Source organism: Pseudomonas sp. PvP027, assembly GCF_017833005.1.
Classification (GTDB): Bacteria; Pseudomonadota; Gammaproteobacteria; order Pseudomonadales; family Pseudomonadaceae; genus Aquipseudomonas; species Aquipseudomonas congelans.
Genome location: NZ_JAFIBK010000001.1, coordinates 3,616,883 through 3,631,670, shown reverse-complemented (window position 1 = coordinate 3,631,670; position 14,788 = coordinate 3,616,883). Strand labels below are relative to the sequence as shown.

Below are 14,788 nucleotides of genomic sequence, written 5' to 3'. Positions count from 1 at the left end.
TGAGCTCGCTCACGAAGGCAGTAGCCCAAACGCCCATTCCCCGGAGTCTGTACCGGCCTCTTCGCGAACAAGTTCGCTCCTACAACGGCAATGTGTCCCCACTGTGGGAGTGAGCTTGCTCACGAAAGCATTGGAAGCGCTTAGTGCCCTTTGACGGAGCTCGGATTGATCATCCGCGACAGGCCGAGGTTTTTCAGCGCCAGTTGCAGGGAGCTGCTGATGACTTGCGGGTTGTCGTTGGTCATCAGTTGCGCCAGCAGTTCCTTGGCCTTGCTGAGATTGATCTGGCGCAGCATCCATTTCACTTTCGGCAGGTTGGTGGCGTTCATCGACAGGCTGTCGAAGCCCATCGCCATCAACAGCACCGCTGCTGCCGGATCACCCGCCATTTCGCCGCAGATGCTCACTGGCTTGCCCTCGGCGTGGGCATCACGCACCACGCTTTGCAGGGCCTGAAGCACTGCAGGGTGCAGGTAATCATAGAGATCGGCCACCCGCGGGTTGTTGCGGTCCACCGCGAGCAGGTACTGGGTCAGGTCGTTAGAGCCGACCGAGAGGAAGTCCACCTGACGCGCCAAGTCGCGGGTCTGGTAGACCGCCGCCGGCACTTCGATCATCACGCCCACCGGCGGCATCGGCACGTCGGTGCCTTCGTCGCGCACCTCGCCCCAGGCGCGGTGGATCAGGTGCAGCGCTTCTTCCACTTCGTGAGTGCTGGAGATCATCGGCAGCAAGATGCGCAGGTTATTCAGGCCCTCGCTGGCCTTGAGCATGGCGCGGGTCTGGACCAGAAAGATTTCCGGGTGATCGAGGGTGACGCGAATACCGCGCCAGCCGAGGAACGGGTTGTCTTCCTTGATCGGGAAGTAGGACAGCGACTTGTCACCACCGATGTCCAGGCTGCGCATGGTCACCGGCAGAGGATGGAAGGCGGCCAGTTGCTCGCGGTAGATCGCCAGCTGTTCCTTTTCACTCGGGAAGCGCTGGTTGATCATGAACGGCACTTCGGTTCGGTACAGCCCCACCCCTTCGGCGCCACGCTGTTGCGCACGCGCCACGTCGGCCAACAGACCGGTGTTGACCCACAATGGCATGCGATGCCCGTCGAGGGTGACGCAAGGCAGTTCGCGCAGGGCATCCAGGCCCTGGGAGAGCTGACGCTCCTCCTCCACCACCTTGCCAAACTGCTTGCGCATGATTTCGCTGGGGTTGGTGAAGACTTCGCCGTGATAGCCGTCGACCACCAGATCGATGCCATCGACCTTGGAATAAGGGAAATCCACCAGGCCCATGACCGTGGGAATACCCATGGCCCGCGCCAGAATCGCAACGTGGGAGTTGCCGGAACCCTGAACCGACACCAGACCGACCAGTTTGCCTTCAGGCACCTCGCCGAGCATGGCCGGGGTCAGCTCTTCACTCACCAGAATCGTGTTGTCGGGATAGACCAGCGCCTGTTGCCGCGCCTCTTGGAGATAGGCCAGCAGACGGCGGCCCAGGTCCTTGACGTCCGACGCCCGCTCGCGCAGGTAGGCATCATCCATCAGTTCGAAACGTTTGACGTGCTCACTGACCACCGAGCGCAAGGCGCCCTGCGCCCACTGGCCGGTCTTGATGACGTCGGTCACTTCGCTGCCCAGCGAAGCGTCGTCGAGCATCATCAGGTAGACATCGAACAGCGCCCGCTCTTCGGGGCGTAACTGGGTGGCGAGCTTGGCCGACAGGGTGCGCATGTCACCGCGCACACCTTCCAGAGCGTTCTGGAACAGCGCCAACTCGGCAGCGATGTCAGTGACGGTCTTGTCGGGGACCACTTCCAGATCGGCAGGCGGCAGCATGACCACGGCAACACCGACCGCTGCGCCCGGCGAACCGGCCACACCCACGAATTTGGCTTCCTGAATGCCTTTGCCCTGACGACCCAGACCGCGGATCGAGCCGGTCGCTTCGGCATGCGCGATAACGCCCGCCAGTTGCGCGCTCATGGTGACCAGGAAGGCTTCTTCGCCCTCGTCGAACTGACGGCGCTCCTTTTGCTGGATGACCAACACACCGACCACACGCCGGTGATGGATGATCGGCGCGCCCAGGAACGAGGCGTAGCGCTCTTCACCGGTTTCGGCGAAATAGCGATAACGAGGGTGATCTGCAGCGTTTTCGAGATTCAGCGGTTCTTCGCGCGTACCGACCAGACCGACCAGGCCTTCATTCGGTGCCATGCTGACTTTGCCGATGGAGCGCTTGTTGAGGCCTTCGGAAGCCATCAGGACAAAGCGGTTGACCTCGGCATCGAGCAGGTAGACCGAGCAGACCTGGCTGCCCATGGCCTCCTTGACGCGCAACACAATAATGCCCAACGCCGCCTTGAGATCCTTGGCGGAGTTAACTTCCTGGACGATCTTGCGCAGCGTATTGAGCATGGCTCGGGGTCGAACTCCGTGTCAGTCGCGCGATAAGAGGCGCGGGGCAAGCTCTTTGAGTGCGCGTCGATACACCTCGCGCTTGAATGTCACCACCTGGCCTAACGGATACCAATAACTGACCCAGCGCCAGCCATCGAACTCCGGTTTACCGGTCAAATCCATCCGCACCCGCTGCTCGTTGGAGATCAGGCGCAGGAGAAACCATTTTTGCTTCTGGCCGATGCACAGCGGCTGGCTGTGGGTACGGACCAGTCTTTGCGGCAGACGATAGCGCAACCAGCCCCGAGTGCAGGCAAGTATTTGCACATCATGTCGTTCCAGACCGACTTCTTCATTCAATTCACGATAAAGCGCGTCTTCCGGCGTCTCCTGCGGGTTGATACCCCCTTGAGGAAACTGCCAGGCATCCTGGTTAATACGCCGAGCCCATAGGACCTGACCAGCATCGTTTGTCAGAATAATCCCGACATTAGGACGGAAACCATCGGGGTCGATCACGGCAACAACCTCGCAAACGCATGTCGCCGCATTGTTCCACAAAGGCGATCAAACCAGCAACGAGGCTTATCACCTTATGTGAAGACTTGTGAAAACCTCGTATTCTGGGGCTCTTTTTTCAACTATTTCAGCGAGTAACCCTATGCGCCTGGCTTTATTCGACCTCGACAACACCCTTCTGGGCGGCGACAGCGATCACGCCTGGGGCGATTACCTGTGCCGGCGCGGGATCCTTGATGCCGCGACCTACAAGACCCGCAACGACGAGTTCTATCAGGATTACCTGGCCGGCACGCTGAACATGACCGACTACCTGAATTTTACTCTGGAGATTCTGGGCAACACTGACATGGCGCAGCTTGAGCAGTGGCATCGCGAGTTCATGCGCGATTGCATCGAACCGATCATGTTGCCCAAAGCGCTGGAATTGATCGCCAAACACCGTGAGGCCGGCGACAAGCTGGTGGTGATCACTGCCACCAACCGCTTTGTGACCGCACCTATCGTGGCGCAACTGGGGATCGATACGCTGCTGGCGACCGAATGCGAGATGCTGGACGGACGCTATACCGGCCACACCACAGGTGTGCCCTGCTTCCGTGAAGGCAAGGTCACGCGCCTCAATCAGTGGCTGCAAGACAACGCGTTCAGCCTTGAGGACAGCTATTTCTACAGTGACTCGATGAACGACCTGCCTCTGCTGGAGCAGGTGGCCAACCCGGTTGCGGTCGACCCGGACGATAAATTGCGTGCCGAAGCCGAGCGACGCGGCTGGCCGGTGATAACCCTGCGTCACTGAGTGCCGGCAATGCTCAGGCCGGTTTGAAGCCCGTCAGACCGGCCATCGCCACGAAACACACGACGCTGATCACCGTCAGCGCCAGGGTAAAGCCGCGCTTGCCGCCGTTGGCACCAAGACGCAACCGGTTGAGCCTGGCCAGCAGCCAGACCCAACTGCACAGCCCAAGGGTGTAAAGCACGCTGCTGCCCAGCACCCAGGTCTGGCCCAGTGACAACCCTTTCAAATGCACCAGCCACCAGCCACTGAACGGCAACGTCGCCAGGCACACGGCCATCAACACCCAGAAAAACAGTAAAGGCCGCTTGAGCAGGCGATTCTGCACGGTCGTGTCGCCTTCAAGACGCACTTTGACCACCCCACTGGCCAACACCAGGGCGCTGATCAGCAACAACGCGATGGCGGCGATATGCAGGGTATTGAGAGCGATGATGGGTTCCATGACGCGGTGTTCCTCTTGGATCGGGCTTGAGTGAGTTTAGCAGCGCGGACACAAGAGTCGCGCCTTGAAAGCCATCGTGCCCATGCTCCGCGTGGGTATGCCGGTCTGGACACTCTGCGTCCTCTTACGACGCAGAGCGTCGTGAACTGCATTCCCACGCTGGAGCGTGAGGAACGATAGTCGTCAGGGATAACACTATCGTGCCCATCCTCCGCGTGGGTATGCCGGTCTGGACGCTCCGCGTCCTCTTGCGACGCGGAGCGTCGTGAACTGCATTCCCACGCTGGAGCGTGAGGAACGATAGTCGTCAGGGATCACACTATCGTGCCCATGCTCCGCGTGGGCATGCCGGTCTGGACGCTCTGCGTCCTCTTGTGACGCGGAGCGTGAAGAGCGAGAAATATCCACGGCCTCAGCCCAGAAACAGTCTGTACGCCGGGTTCTCGCTTTCGTCCCAATACGGGTAACCAATCTCGTCCAGCGCAGCGCCGACCAGATGCCGCTCTTCCTCCGGCACTACCAGCCCGGCAACCACGCGGCCATCGGCTGCGCCGTGGTTGCGGTAGTGGAACATGGAGATGGTCCAGCGCCCGCCCAGGCGGTTGAGGAAGTTGAACAGCGCGCCCGGTCGCTCCGGGAACTCGAAGCGCAGTACCACTTCATCATTCACCCGCTCGGCATGCCCGCCGACCATGTGGCGAATGTGCAGTTTGGCCAGTTCGTTGTCGGTCAGGTCCAGCACCGGGAAACCCTGTTCGGTCAGGCTGGCAATCAGGGCGCTGCGCGGGTCGTTCTCGGGATGGGTCTGCACGCCGACGAAGATGTGCGCCTCGCGGTCGGTGTGGTAGCGGTAGTTGAACTCGGTGATCTGCCGCTTGCCGATGGCCTCGCAGAAGGCCTTGAAGCTGCCCGGTTGTTCGGGAATGGTCACGGCAATGATCGCCTCGCGACCTTCGCCCAGTTCGGCGCGCTCGGCCACGTGACGCAAACGGTCGAAGTTGACGTTGGCCCCGGAGTCGATCGCCACCAGCGTCTGACCGCTGACGCCGCGCTGCTCGACATACTTCTTGATCCCGGCCACGCCCAGCGCGCCGGACGGCTCGGTGATCGAGCGGGTGTCGTCGTAGATGTCCTTGATCGCCGCGCAGATCTCGTCGGTGCTGACGGTGATCACTTCGTCGACATAATGGCGGCACACCTCAAAGGTGTGATGGCCGATCTGCGCTACCGCCACGCCATCGGCAAACAGCCCGACCTGGCTCAGTACCACACGCTCCCCGGCGGCCATCGCCGCCTGCAGGCAGTTGGAGTCGTCCGGCTCGACGCCGATGACCTTGATCTCCGGGCGCAGGTATTTCACGTAGGCCGCGATACCGGCAATCAGACCGCCACCGCCGACCGGGACAAAGATCGCATCCAGCTGGCCCGGTTGCTGACGAAGGATCTCCATCGCCACCGTGCCTTGCCCGGCGATGGTGTCAGGGTCGTCATACGGATGGATGTAGACGAAACCCTGCTCATCGACCAGCTTCAGCGAGTAGGCCAGCGCTTCCGGGAAGGAGTCGCCGTGCAGCACCACAGTGGCACCCCGCGATCGCACGCCTTCGACCTTGATCTCCGGCGTGGTGCGCGGCATGACGATGGTCGCCTTGATCCCCAACTCACGCGCCGCCAGCGCCAGGCCCTGTGCATGATTGCCCGCTGATGCCGTCACTACCCCACGCGCAGTCTGCTCTGCGGGCAATTGCGCGAGCTTGTTGTACGCGCCGCGAATCTTGAACGAGAACACCGGCTGCAGGTCTTCGCGCTTAAGCAGCACCTGATTGCCCAGCCGTTCGGACAGCTGACGAGCGCCTTGCAGCGGCGTTTCGATGGCGACGTCGTAGACGCGCGAGGTGAGGATTTTCTTGACGTACTGTTCAAGCATCGGGGTGGCATCACTGACGAAGCGGGCAAGGTCGGGAAGTCTACTCTGCGTACTGAAAGACGACCATACGAATGACAGGGCTTTGCGGCGCAGTCGCCGCTATAATGCGGGCCTTTTTGCATTCCCCTCTTCTACCTACATCAGGCACCGTGGAGCCCGCATGACCCAGGATCAACTCAAACAGGCAGTCGCCCAGGCAGCTGTCGACTTCATCCTTCCGAAGCTCGATGACAAAAGCATTGTGGGCGTCGGCACCGGCTCCACGGCCAACTGCTTCATCGATGCGCTGGCAAAGCACAAGGCCGCCTTTGACGGCGCTGTCGCCAGCTCGCAAGCCACTGCGGCGCGCCTCAAGGCGCACGGCATTCCGGTCTATGAGCTGAACACGGTCAGCGATCTGGAGTTCTATGTCGACGGTGCCGACGAAAGCGACGAGCACCTGAACCTGATCAAGGGCGGCGGCGCGGCACTGACTCGCGAAAAAATCGTCGCGGCGGTGGCCAAGACCTTCATCTGCATCGCCGACGGCAGCAAGCTGGTGCCGGTGCTGGGCGCGTTCCCGCTGCCGGTCGAGGTCATCCCGATGGCCCGCAGCCACGTTGCACGGCAACTGGTGAAACTGGGCGGCGACCCGGTTTATCGCGAAGGCGTTCTGACCGACAACGGCAACATCATCATTGATGTGCACAACATGAGCATCACCAATCCGGCGGAGCTGGAAGCACAGATCAACGCCATCGTCGGCGTGGTCACCAATGGCCTGTTCGCCGCACGTCCGGCCGACTTGTTGCTGCTGGGCACCGCTGAAGGCGTGAAAACCCTGACGCGCTGATAAAACCGGTCATGCCCACGCAAGGTGGGCATGTGCCTCACAGGCTCAAGGCTTGCGGAACACGTAAAACAGGTTCGGCTCGCTCACCAGATACAGCGTCCCTTCCGCGTCCATGGCCATCCCTTCAGCCTGCGGAACGTCCTTGCTCAGCCCCATCGCCCCTTTTGCCAGCGAGCCGCTGCCAATCGGATGACCGCTGGTGTCGAGTTCGAGAATGCGCTTCGATTCATCGGACAACGCCAGCAAGTGGCCGCTGGTTTCATCGAATTGCAGGCTGGAGAGGTCACGAACCGACAATCGGCCATCACGCTTGCTGTTGGAGATGACCTGCAGATTGCCGGGAGCCTCGGAGTTGGTCTTGGGAAAGCCGCGCACTTCGATGATCTGCACCGGATCACGCTCGCGGGCGACAAACAGGCGCTTGCCGACCGAATCATAGGCCAGCCCTTCATAGCCCTTGTTGCCGCTGGCGGTGATACCCAGCGTCAGTTGCTCGGCCTGGGCTGCATCGAGACTTTTGGTGTTGTCATCGACGTGAATCTGAATCAGCCGGAGCCGACGCTCATCGCTGATCACGTAGGTGCCCGGGCTGATGTATTCGACGGCCTCGGCATCACCGAACCCCACCAGCGGAATGCGCCGCAGGACGCGACCGTCCAGGCTCAGCTCGACCAGTTCGGGGTTCTGGTTGGTCACGGTAAACAGACTCTTGCGGTCCGGGTCGTAGCTAAGGCCCGAGACATCATCCTGCAGCCCGTCGATCACCTGTGCTTCTGTGACAACGCGGTACTGGTCCAGGCCAATGGACTGAAGCGAGTCGGACTGCCAGAACACCTGCCAGTCGAACAGGGCGCTTTCAACATAGCGGTATCGTTGATTGGCGATCACGAACACCACGATCAGGGGTACAAGGGCGAGAAGCAGGACTAAAGAGCGAGTAGAGCGACGCATGAAAGGTGACTCGGACGGATTGAGCGGACGGGATTGATACCATGCCATCCTGAAAGCAAGCTTAATGGCATGGTGCTATGTTTTGCCGAGTGTATCGGCGACCTGTGTAGCTGCCGTCCTGGCTCAGTGCTTGTGAAGCGCCCTGTGAAACGAATAGAACAGGTTCGGTTCGCTGACCATATACAGCGTACCGGCCTCATCGAGGGCGACGCCTTCTGCGCGCGGAATTGTATCCTTCAAACCGTTCATGCCGCCCAACAATGTCATGAAGCTCACCTGCTCGCCTTGATCATCGACTTCCAGCAACATGTGCGAATCGGCAGACAGCGCGAGCATGTGGCCCGTGCGCGGGTCGATGCTCAACGAGGACAGATTGCGCATGTCCAGCGAGCGACTTGGTAGCGGCTGCTTGTCGCCTGTCAGCACGTCGCTACCATCACTTTTCCAGGTGTACAGCGCGGGAGGCCGTTCCTCACCCAGTATCAGCTGCTGACGCTGCGGGTCCCAGGCGACGCCTTCGAAGCCCTTGTTCTGGTTGGAGGACTTGCCGAGTTCATACTGGGGGAAATCCGCGATGTTCAGGGTGGTGGTGTCTGCATTCACTTTAACGATGGTCAGCTTGTGCTGGCGCTCGTCAGTGATCGCAATCAGGCCATCGTTCATGACGGCAACGCCTTCCGGATTGCTCCAGCCCACCAAGGGGATCTTGCGCAGCACATCGCCCGTGAGCGTCAGTTCTACCAGAAACGCATTTTTGCCCATGACCGCAAACAGCGTTTTGGTCACCGGGTTATAGGACAGGTCCGACGCCTCGTCCTTTTCCATGCCTGGCAACACTTTTGCGTCGATATCCACATGGTAGTCCGGCAGCCAGATGCTGGCGTGACGACCTGCCTTGCTCTCGAACCGCTCCTGAAACCAGAGCAGCGCGCGATCATCCCAATGCATGATGAAAGCCAGCCCATAGCCCAGCAAGGCAACCACTAACAACCACGAATACCAGCGCATGTTGCGCAGGAAAGCGAAGCGTTTTTTGGTACGAGGCGGCGTTGCGGCAGTACTGGCCATTCATGTGTTCCTGAGCAAATGAGACTTCATGACGACGTGGTGCCCTTGCAGGGACGGCCGGATTATCCAGAACAGGTGTGAAAAAAACGCAAAACCGACTGGACTATCAGTCACCCCATAAACAAAAGCCACCCGAGAGTAATCCCGCGTGGCTTTGGGCGCTGCCTGAAATGCTGTCGGCTTACCTGACGACGCTCTCGAACGGCGTCTGCCCGACCAGTTCCAGAGCGATCTGGTCGCCGGCTTCGAACGGCCCGACACCGGCAGGCGTGCCGGTCATGATCAGGTCGCCGGCCTGCAGCGAGAAGTTGGCTGCCATGTGCTGGATCATCGGCACGATCGGGTTGAGCATCATGCTGCTGTTGCCGTCCTGAACCACCTTGCCATTGAGGGTCAGGCGGATACCGATGTCTTCCAGATCAGGGAAGGTCTCGGCGGGCACGAACGGCGGGATCACCGCAGCGCCGTCGAAACACTTGGCCAGCTCCCACGGCAGGCCTTTCTCACGCAAACGCGACTGGACGTCACGCAACGTCAGGTCCAGGCCAGGCGCAAAACCGCTGATCGCGTCGAGTACTTCTTCGCGCGAAGGGTCCTTGCTCAGGGGCTTGCCGATCAACACCACGATCTCGGCTTCGTAATGCACCGAACCACGGTCTGCCGGGATGGTGAAGCCACCCTCCAGCGCAACCACCGCGCTGCCGGGTTTCATGAACAGCAGCGGTTCGGTAGGCACCGCGTTGCCCAGTTCCTTGGCGTGTTCGGCGTAGTTACGCCCGATGCAGACCACTTTACCCAGCGGGAAGTGAATGTTGGTGCCATCGACATATTTGTGCTGGTAGCTCATGACGTCTCCTGAGGCTGTAAGAGGTAGCCTGCTTATTGTTGCGGCGGATCAAACTGTTGCGACGGATCAAACGGCGAAGATTTTTCCGGGATTCATGATCCCGTTGGGATCGAACACCGCTTTCAACGCCTTCATGTATTCGATTTCGACCGGCGAGCGACTGTACGTCAAATAGTCACGCTTGGTCATCCCGACGCCGTGCTCGGCCGAAATCGAGCCGTTGTACTTTTCGACGGTCTCGAACACCCACTTGTTGACCCGGGCACATTTGACGAAGAACTCGTCCTTGTCGAGGCTCTCGGGTTTGAGGATGTTCAGGTGCAGGTTGCCGTCGCCAATGTGGCCGTACCACAGCACTTCGAAGTCCGGATAGTGTTCGGCAACGATGGCATCGATTTCAGCCAGGAACTCGGGCACTTTCGAGACTGTGACCGAGATATCGTTTTTGTACGGCGTGAAGTGCGAGATGGTTTCCGAGATGTACTCGCGCAGCTTCCACAGGTTGCGTAATTGCTGCTCGCTCTGGCTCATCACGCCGTCCAGCACCCAACCCTGCTCGACGCAGTGCTCGAAAGTCGCCAGGGCCTGATCGGCCAGGTCTTCGGTGGTTGCTTCGAATTCCAGCAACACATAGAACGGGCATGGCGTGTCGAAAGGCGACGGCACGTCACCACGCGCCATGACCCGGGCGAAGGATTTGTCCGAGAAGAATTCGAAGGCCGTCAGGTCGAGCCTGCCGTGAAAGGCATGCAGCACCGGCATGATCGAGTTGAAGTCCGAGGTGCCCAGCACCATCGCGGTGAGGTTCTTCGGCGCGCGATCGAGGCGCATGGTCGCTTCGACGACAAAGCCCAGCGTACCTTCGGCACCGATGAACAGCTGACGCAAATCGTAGCCGGTGGCGTTCTTGATCAGGTCCTTGTTCAGCTCCAGCAGGTCGCCCTTGCCGGTGACCACCTTGAGGCCGGCGACCCAATTGCGCGTCATGCCGTAGCGAATGACCTTGATACCGCCCGCATTGGTGCCGATATTGCCGCCGATCTGGCTGGAGCCCGAAGACGCGAAGTCGACCGGGTAATAAAGGCCGTTTTCTTCAGCCAGCGCCTGCAATTGTCGGGTGATCACGCCGGGCTGACAGACCGCCGTGCGGTCGGTGAGGTTCAGATCCAGCACCCGGTTCATGTAATCGAACGAAACGACCACTTCGCCGTTGGCGGCCACCGCGGCCGCCGAAAGCCCGGTTCGTCCACCCGAAGGCACCAGCGCCACGAGCCGTTCATTGGCCCAGCGTACGATGGCCTGCACTTGTTCGGTGGTCTTGGGGAATACGATGGCCAATGGTGCGGGGGTGAACTGCTTGGTCCAGTCCTTGCCGTAAGTCTCCAGAGAACCGGCGTCAGTGAGTACCTTGCCGGGTTCAACCAGGGTCTGCAGCTCATCAATCAAAACGCGATCGGTCATTGAATCAACTCTCGAACGATTCATGGGCATCCTGAGAACGGTTCACGTTCCGGATGAGGTTTCGCGGGGCTCATATGCTAGCATACGCCCCCCGCGAGTCGTGCCCAGCGCCGATCCGGCCACCCCCTGCCAATTTTCTTCGGGACACAGGTTTACGCAGATGAGCAAGACTTCCCTCGACAAGAGCAAGATCAAGTTCCTTCTTCTCGAAGGCGTCCACCAATCCGCTGTCGACGTCCTCAAGGCAGCCGGTTACACCAGCATCGAGTACCACACCAAGTCTCTGCCGGAAGCCGAACTGAAAGAAAAGATCGCCGACGCTCATTTCATCGGTATCCGCTCCCGTACTCAGTTGACCGAAGAGCTGTTCGATTGCGCCAAGAAGCTGGTTGCGGTCGGCTGCTTCTGCATCGGCACCAACCAGGTTGACCTCAACGCGGCGCGCGAGCGCGGTATCGCAGTGTTCAATGCGCCCTACTCCAATACCCGTTCGGTCGCCGAACTGGTGCTGGCCGAAGCCATCCTGCTGCTGCGCGGTATCCCCGAGAAGAACGCTTCCTGCCACCGTGGCGGCTGGATCAAGAGCGCGGCCAATTCCTTCGAGATCCGTGGCAAGAAGCTGGGCATCATCGGTTACGGCTCGATCGGTACGCAGCTGTCGGTGCTGGCCGAAGGTCTGGGCATGCAGGTGTACTTCTACGACACGCTGACCAAACTGCCACTGGGCAACGCCACTCAGGTATCGAGCCTGAACGAGCTGCTGGGCATGTCCGATATCGTCACGCTGCACGTTCCGGAAACCTCGGAAACCCAGTGGATGATCGGCGAAAAAGAAATCCGCGCGATGAAGAAGGGCAGCATCCTGATCAACGCTGCGCGTGGCACGGTGGTCGAGCTGGACGCACTGGCCGACGCCATCAAGGACAAGCACCTGATCGGCGCCGCCATCGACGTGTTCCCGATCGAGCCGCGCTCGAACGACGACATTTTCGAGAGCCCCCTGCGCGGTCTGGACAACGTGATCCTGACGCCGCACATCGGTGGTTCCACAGCCGAAGCGCAGGCCAACATCGGTCTGGAAGTCGCGGAAAAGCTGGTCAAGTACAGCGACAACGGTACGTCGGTGTCCTCGGTCAACTTCCCGGAAGTCGCCCTGCCTGCGCACCCTGGCAAGCACCGTCTGCTGCACATCCACGAAAACATCCCGGGCGTGCTCAGCGAGATCAACAAGGTCTTCGCCGAGAACGGTATCAACATCTCCGGTCAGTTCCTGCAGACCAACGAGAAAGTCGGCTACGTGGTCATCGACGTCGACGCCGAATACTCCGACCTCGCTCAGGCCAAGCTGCAACAGATCAAAGGCACCATCCGCAGCCGCGTGTTGTTCTGATCTGATCGCCGTGCCCACCCCGTGTGGGCACGCTTTCTGTAATTTCCCGCGCTACACCGCCCCTTCAAGACCGGACGCAGAACGTCCAGAACTGCATGCCCACGCAGAGCATGGGCACGATCAGTGATCTTCCGGACACCTATCGTTCCTCACGCTCCAGCGTGGGAATGCCTTTCGTGACGCTCTGCGTCACACGTATGGAAATCGGACGCAGAGCGTCCAGAGCTGCATCCTCACGCAGGGCATGGGCACGATCAGTGATCTTCCGGACACCTATCGTTTCTCACGCTCCAGCGTAGGAATGCCTTTCGTGACGCTCTGCGTCACACGTCTGGAAATCGGACGCAGAGCGTCCAGAACTGCATGCCCACGCAGAGCATGGGCACGATCAGTGATCTTCCGGACACCTATCGTTCCTCACGCTCCAGCGTGGGAATGCCTTTCGTGACGCTCTGCGTCACACGTCTGGAAATCGGACGCAGAACGTCCAGAACTGCATGCCCACGCAGAGCATGGGCACGATCAGTGATCTCGCGAACACCTATCGTTCCTCACGCTCCAGCGTGGGAATGCCTTTCGTGACGCTCTGCGTCACACGTCTGGAAATCGGACGCAGAGCGTCCAGAGCTGCATGCCCACGCAGGTCATGGACACGATCAGTGGTCTCGCGAACACCTATCGTTCCTCACGCTCCAGCGTAGGAATGCCGTTCGTGACGCTCTGCGTCATACGTCTGGAAATCTGACGCAGAGCGTCCAGAGCTGCATCCTCACGCAGGGCATGGGCACGATCAGTGGTTTCGCGAACACCTATCGTTCCTCACGCTCCAGCGTGGGAATGCCGTTCGTGACGCTCTGCGTCACACAAGCACTGAAAGCCCTACTTCACATTGATGGTGATTTTCTTCGACTCGACCGAAGGATTCAGCGGCATGTGGCCTTTGTCGCCCATCAGCAATTGCAGGGTGTGCTGGCCCGGCGGCAGGTTGATTTCGGTTTCGGTCTGGCCTTTACCGAAGTGGCGGATGTTGTCGCTGACCGGCAACGGCGCGTCCATCGCGGGCTGGTCCTTCACGTCGATCAGCAGGTGATGGTGACCGGTCTCGGGAACATCGACCCCCGCAGGCGCGACGCCCATGCCCTTGAGACCGAATTGCACCTTGAACGGTGAGGTTACCGTTTCACCGTCCTTGGGCGAGATGATGTACACCTCGGCGCCTTCGGGGGCGGCGGTGCGTGGTATATCGGCGGCGCTGGCCAGCATGGATGCGCTGAGCAACAGGCCGGCGACCATCGTTCCAGAAAATAAGGATTTCATGATTGCTCCGGCTGCAGTTGACGTAAGTCGACCCTGAAACGACGAATCCGTCGCTTCAGGAGTGCTCACGATAGACCGCAGTCCGGCTCAATGGCTCATTGCGTTGATGAAACTGTTTTCATGAACGCGGCCCGAAGGTCATTGAAAAAGCTCGTTGCCCCGGCGCCTGAACCACCCCGTCAGTGACAGCCGGTCACGGCTGGCGGGCATGACTTCATGGGGAATTTCGCCGGACATGAAGACCACCAGACAGCCGCCCGCAGGCTGAACGTCGTAAGCCACCTCGTCCTTTAGGTACATGCGTAACTGACCGCCATGCTCGGGCAACCAGGCGTTGTTGAGGTAGAGCACCGCCGACACCATGCGCCTATCGTCATCGCGGAATCGGTCCACATGCCTGAGGTAGCGGGCACCTGGCGGATACAGCGCAAAATGGCTTTCGTAATCTTCAAGCCCCAGGAAAAGGCCGCGATTGAGCGCCTGACGCAAACTGTCCATCAGCTCAAGATAGCGGTCGCAGCACTGTACCTGCCCCGGCTCAAGCCACTGAATGCGGTCGCCACGAATACCCTCGCGTATTTCCAGCGCGGCTCCCTTGCCAATTGCGGCAGGCTCGAGCTCACCTTCGGCAGCACGTTTGCGGCACTCTTGCTCAAGTTCCAGAGTCAGAGCTTCGGGCAGGAAAATATTCTGCTGCGACCAGCCGTTGGCGGCCAGATCGTCGACGATTCGTAACAGCAGTGGGTGGTCAGAGGGTATGCGCATGGCGTGCATAGTATCCATAAGCCCTGAAATCGGACAGAGGCTTATACAGGCGGCATTACGCGCATGAG

Annotated in this window: 13 protein-coding genes; 3 read left to right on the top strand and 10 right to left on the bottom strand. The window is 60.0% G+C overall.

What is annotated here, in order from left to right; genetic code table 11:
* Positions 1-140: 140 nt before the first annotated feature.
* The gene (gene ptsP, locus JOE33_RS15495; protein WP_003420161.1) at positions 141-2,420 is read right to left on the bottom strand and encodes a phosphoenolpyruvate--protein phosphotransferase; all 2,280 of its coding nucleotides are present in this window, start codon (positions 2,418-2,420) and stop codon (positions 141-143) included.
* A gap of 21 nt (positions 2,421-2,441) precedes the next feature.
* On the bottom strand, positions 2,442-2,921 hold the full coding sequence (locus tag JOE33_RS15490; RefSeq protein ID WP_002555745.1) for an RNA pyrophosphohydrolase: 480 nt from the start codon (positions 2,919-2,921) through the stop codon (positions 2,442-2,444).
* Positions 2,922-3,063: 142 nt separating this feature from the next.
* Here JOE33_RS15490 and JOE33_RS15485 point away from each other — a divergent pair, with 142 nt between their 5' ends.
* Entirely contained in the window at positions 3,064-3,720 is a 657-nt protein-coding gene (locus JOE33_RS15485) for an HAD family hydrolase (protein WP_187625290.1), read from the top strand.
* 13 nt (positions 3,721-3,733) lie between these two features.
* On the opposite strand, the gene JOE33_RS15480 is transcribed toward JOE33_RS15485, so the two are convergent.
* Both JOE33_RS15480 and ilvA read right to left on the bottom strand, forming a co-directional pair.
* Positions 3,734-4,162 (bottom strand): DUF2269 family protein, encoded by a 429-nt coding sequence (locus tag JOE33_RS15480; protein WP_096125555.1) that lies wholly within the window; start codon positions 4,160-4,162, stop codon positions 3,734-3,736.
* 412 nt (positions 4,163-4,574) lie between these two features.
* Positions 4,575-6,089 (bottom strand): threonine ammonia-lyase, biosynthetic, encoded by a 1,515-nt coding sequence (gene ilvA / locus JOE33_RS15475; RefSeq protein WP_209924099.1) that lies wholly within the window; start codon positions 6,087-6,089, stop codon positions 4,575-4,577.
* A gap of 160 nt (positions 6,090-6,249) precedes the next feature.
* On the opposite strand from ilvA, the gene rpiA reads away from it, so the two are divergent.
* Positions 6,250-6,921, top strand: a complete 672-nt coding sequence (gene rpiA / locus JOE33_RS15470) for a ribose-5-phosphate isomerase RpiA (RefSeq protein ID WP_010434120.1) — start codon at positions 6,250-6,252, stop codon at positions 6,919-6,921.
* A 45-nt stretch (positions 6,922-6,966) separates the two neighbouring features.
* On the opposite strand, the gene JOE33_RS15465 is transcribed toward rpiA, so the two are convergent.
* The 4 genes from JOE33_RS15465 to JOE33_RS15450 all read right to left on the bottom strand — a co-directional run bounded on the left by JOE33_RS15465 (position 6,967) and on the right by JOE33_RS15450 (position 11,248).
* The gene (locus JOE33_RS15465) at positions 6,967-7,872 is read right to left on the bottom strand and encodes an SdiA-regulated domain-containing protein (protein ID WP_025991018.1); all 906 of its coding nucleotides are present in this window, start codon (positions 7,870-7,872) and stop codon (positions 6,967-6,969) included.
* A 123-nt stretch (positions 7,873-7,995) separates the two neighbouring features.
* The gene (locus tag JOE33_RS15460) at positions 7,996-8,940 is read right to left on the bottom strand and encodes an SdiA-regulated domain-containing protein (RefSeq protein ID WP_010434118.1); all 945 of its coding nucleotides are present in this window, start codon (positions 8,938-8,940) and stop codon (positions 7,996-7,998) included.
* 181 nt (positions 8,941-9,121) lie between these two features.
* Positions 9,122-9,787, bottom strand: a complete 666-nt coding sequence (locus tag JOE33_RS15455) for a fumarylacetoacetate hydrolase family protein (protein ID WP_010434117.1) — start codon at positions 9,785-9,787, stop codon at positions 9,122-9,124.
* Between the two features lie 66 nt (positions 9,788-9,853).
* Positions 9,854-11,248: an FAD-binding oxidoreductase gene (locus JOE33_RS15450; RefSeq protein WP_010434116.1), complete on the bottom strand. Its 1,395-nt coding sequence runs from the start codon at positions 11,246-11,248 to the stop codon at positions 9,854-9,856.
* A gap of 160 nt (positions 11,249-11,408) precedes the next feature.
* Here JOE33_RS15450 and serA point away from each other — a divergent pair, with 160 nt between their 5' ends.
* The gene (gene serA, locus JOE33_RS15445) at positions 11,409-12,638 is read left to right on the top strand and encodes a phosphoglycerate dehydrogenase (protein WP_032614772.1); all 1,230 of its coding nucleotides are present in this window, start codon (positions 11,409-11,411) and stop codon (positions 12,636-12,638) included.
* An 879-nt stretch (positions 12,639-13,517) separates the two neighbouring features.
* On the opposite strand, the gene JOE33_RS15440 is transcribed toward serA, so the two are convergent.
* Both JOE33_RS15440 and JOE33_RS15435 read right to left on the bottom strand, forming a co-directional pair.
* The gene (locus tag JOE33_RS15440) at positions 13,518-13,955 is read right to left on the bottom strand and encodes a DUF4399 domain-containing protein (protein ID WP_025991017.1); all 438 of its coding nucleotides are present in this window, start codon (positions 13,953-13,955) and stop codon (positions 13,518-13,520) included.
* Positions 13,956-14,093: 138 nt separating this feature from the next.
* The gene (locus JOE33_RS15435; RefSeq protein WP_032614391.1) at positions 14,094-14,729 is read right to left on the bottom strand and encodes a 2OG-Fe(II) oxygenase; all 636 of its coding nucleotides are present in this window, start codon (positions 14,727-14,729) and stop codon (positions 14,094-14,096) included.
* Positions 14,730-14,788 lie beyond the last annotated feature (59 nt).

Coding starts and splice junctions, on each gene's coding strand:
- ptsP (WP_003420161.1), bottom strand. CDS start 2,420: ATGCTCAATACGCTGCGCAAGATCGTCCAGGAAGTTAACTCCGCCAAG.
- JOE33_RS15485 (WP_187625290.1), top strand. CDS start 3,064: ATGCGCCTGGCTTTATTCGACCTCGACAACACCCTTCTGGGCGGCGAC.
- JOE33_RS15480 (WP_096125555.1), bottom strand. CDS start 4,162: ATGGAACCCATCATCGCTCTCAATACCCTGCATATCGCCGCCATCGCG.
- ilvA (WP_209924099.1), bottom strand. CDS start 6,089: ATGCTTGAACAGTACGTCAAGAAAATCCTCACCTCGCGCGTCTACGAC.
- rpiA (WP_010434120.1), top strand. CDS start 6,250: ATGACCCAGGATCAACTCAAACAGGCAGTCGCCCAGGCAGCTGTCGAC.
- JOE33_RS15465 (WP_025991018.1), bottom strand. CDS start 7,872: ATGCGTCGCTCTACTCGCTCTTTAGTCCTGCTTCTCGCCCTTGTACCC.
- JOE33_RS15460 (WP_010434118.1), bottom strand. CDS start 8,940: ATGGCCAGTACTGCCGCAACGCCGCCTCGTACCAAAAAACGCTTCGCT.
- JOE33_RS15455 (WP_010434117.1), bottom strand. CDS start 9,787: ATGAGCTACCAGCACAAATATGTCGATGGCACCAACATTCACTTCCCG.
- JOE33_RS15450 (WP_010434116.1), bottom strand. CDS start 11,248: ATGACCGATCGCGTTTTGATTGATGAGCTGCAGACCCTGGTTGAACCC.
- serA (WP_032614772.1), top strand. CDS start 11,409: ATGAGCAAGACTTCCCTCGACAAGAGCAAGATCAAGTTCCTTCTTCTC.
- JOE33_RS15440 (WP_025991017.1), bottom strand. CDS start 13,955: ATGAAATCCTTATTTTCTGGAACGATGGTCGCCGGCCTGTTGCTCAGC.
- JOE33_RS15435 (WP_032614391.1), bottom strand. CDS start 14,729: ATGCACGCCATGCGCATACCCTCTGACCACCCACTGCTGTTACGAATC.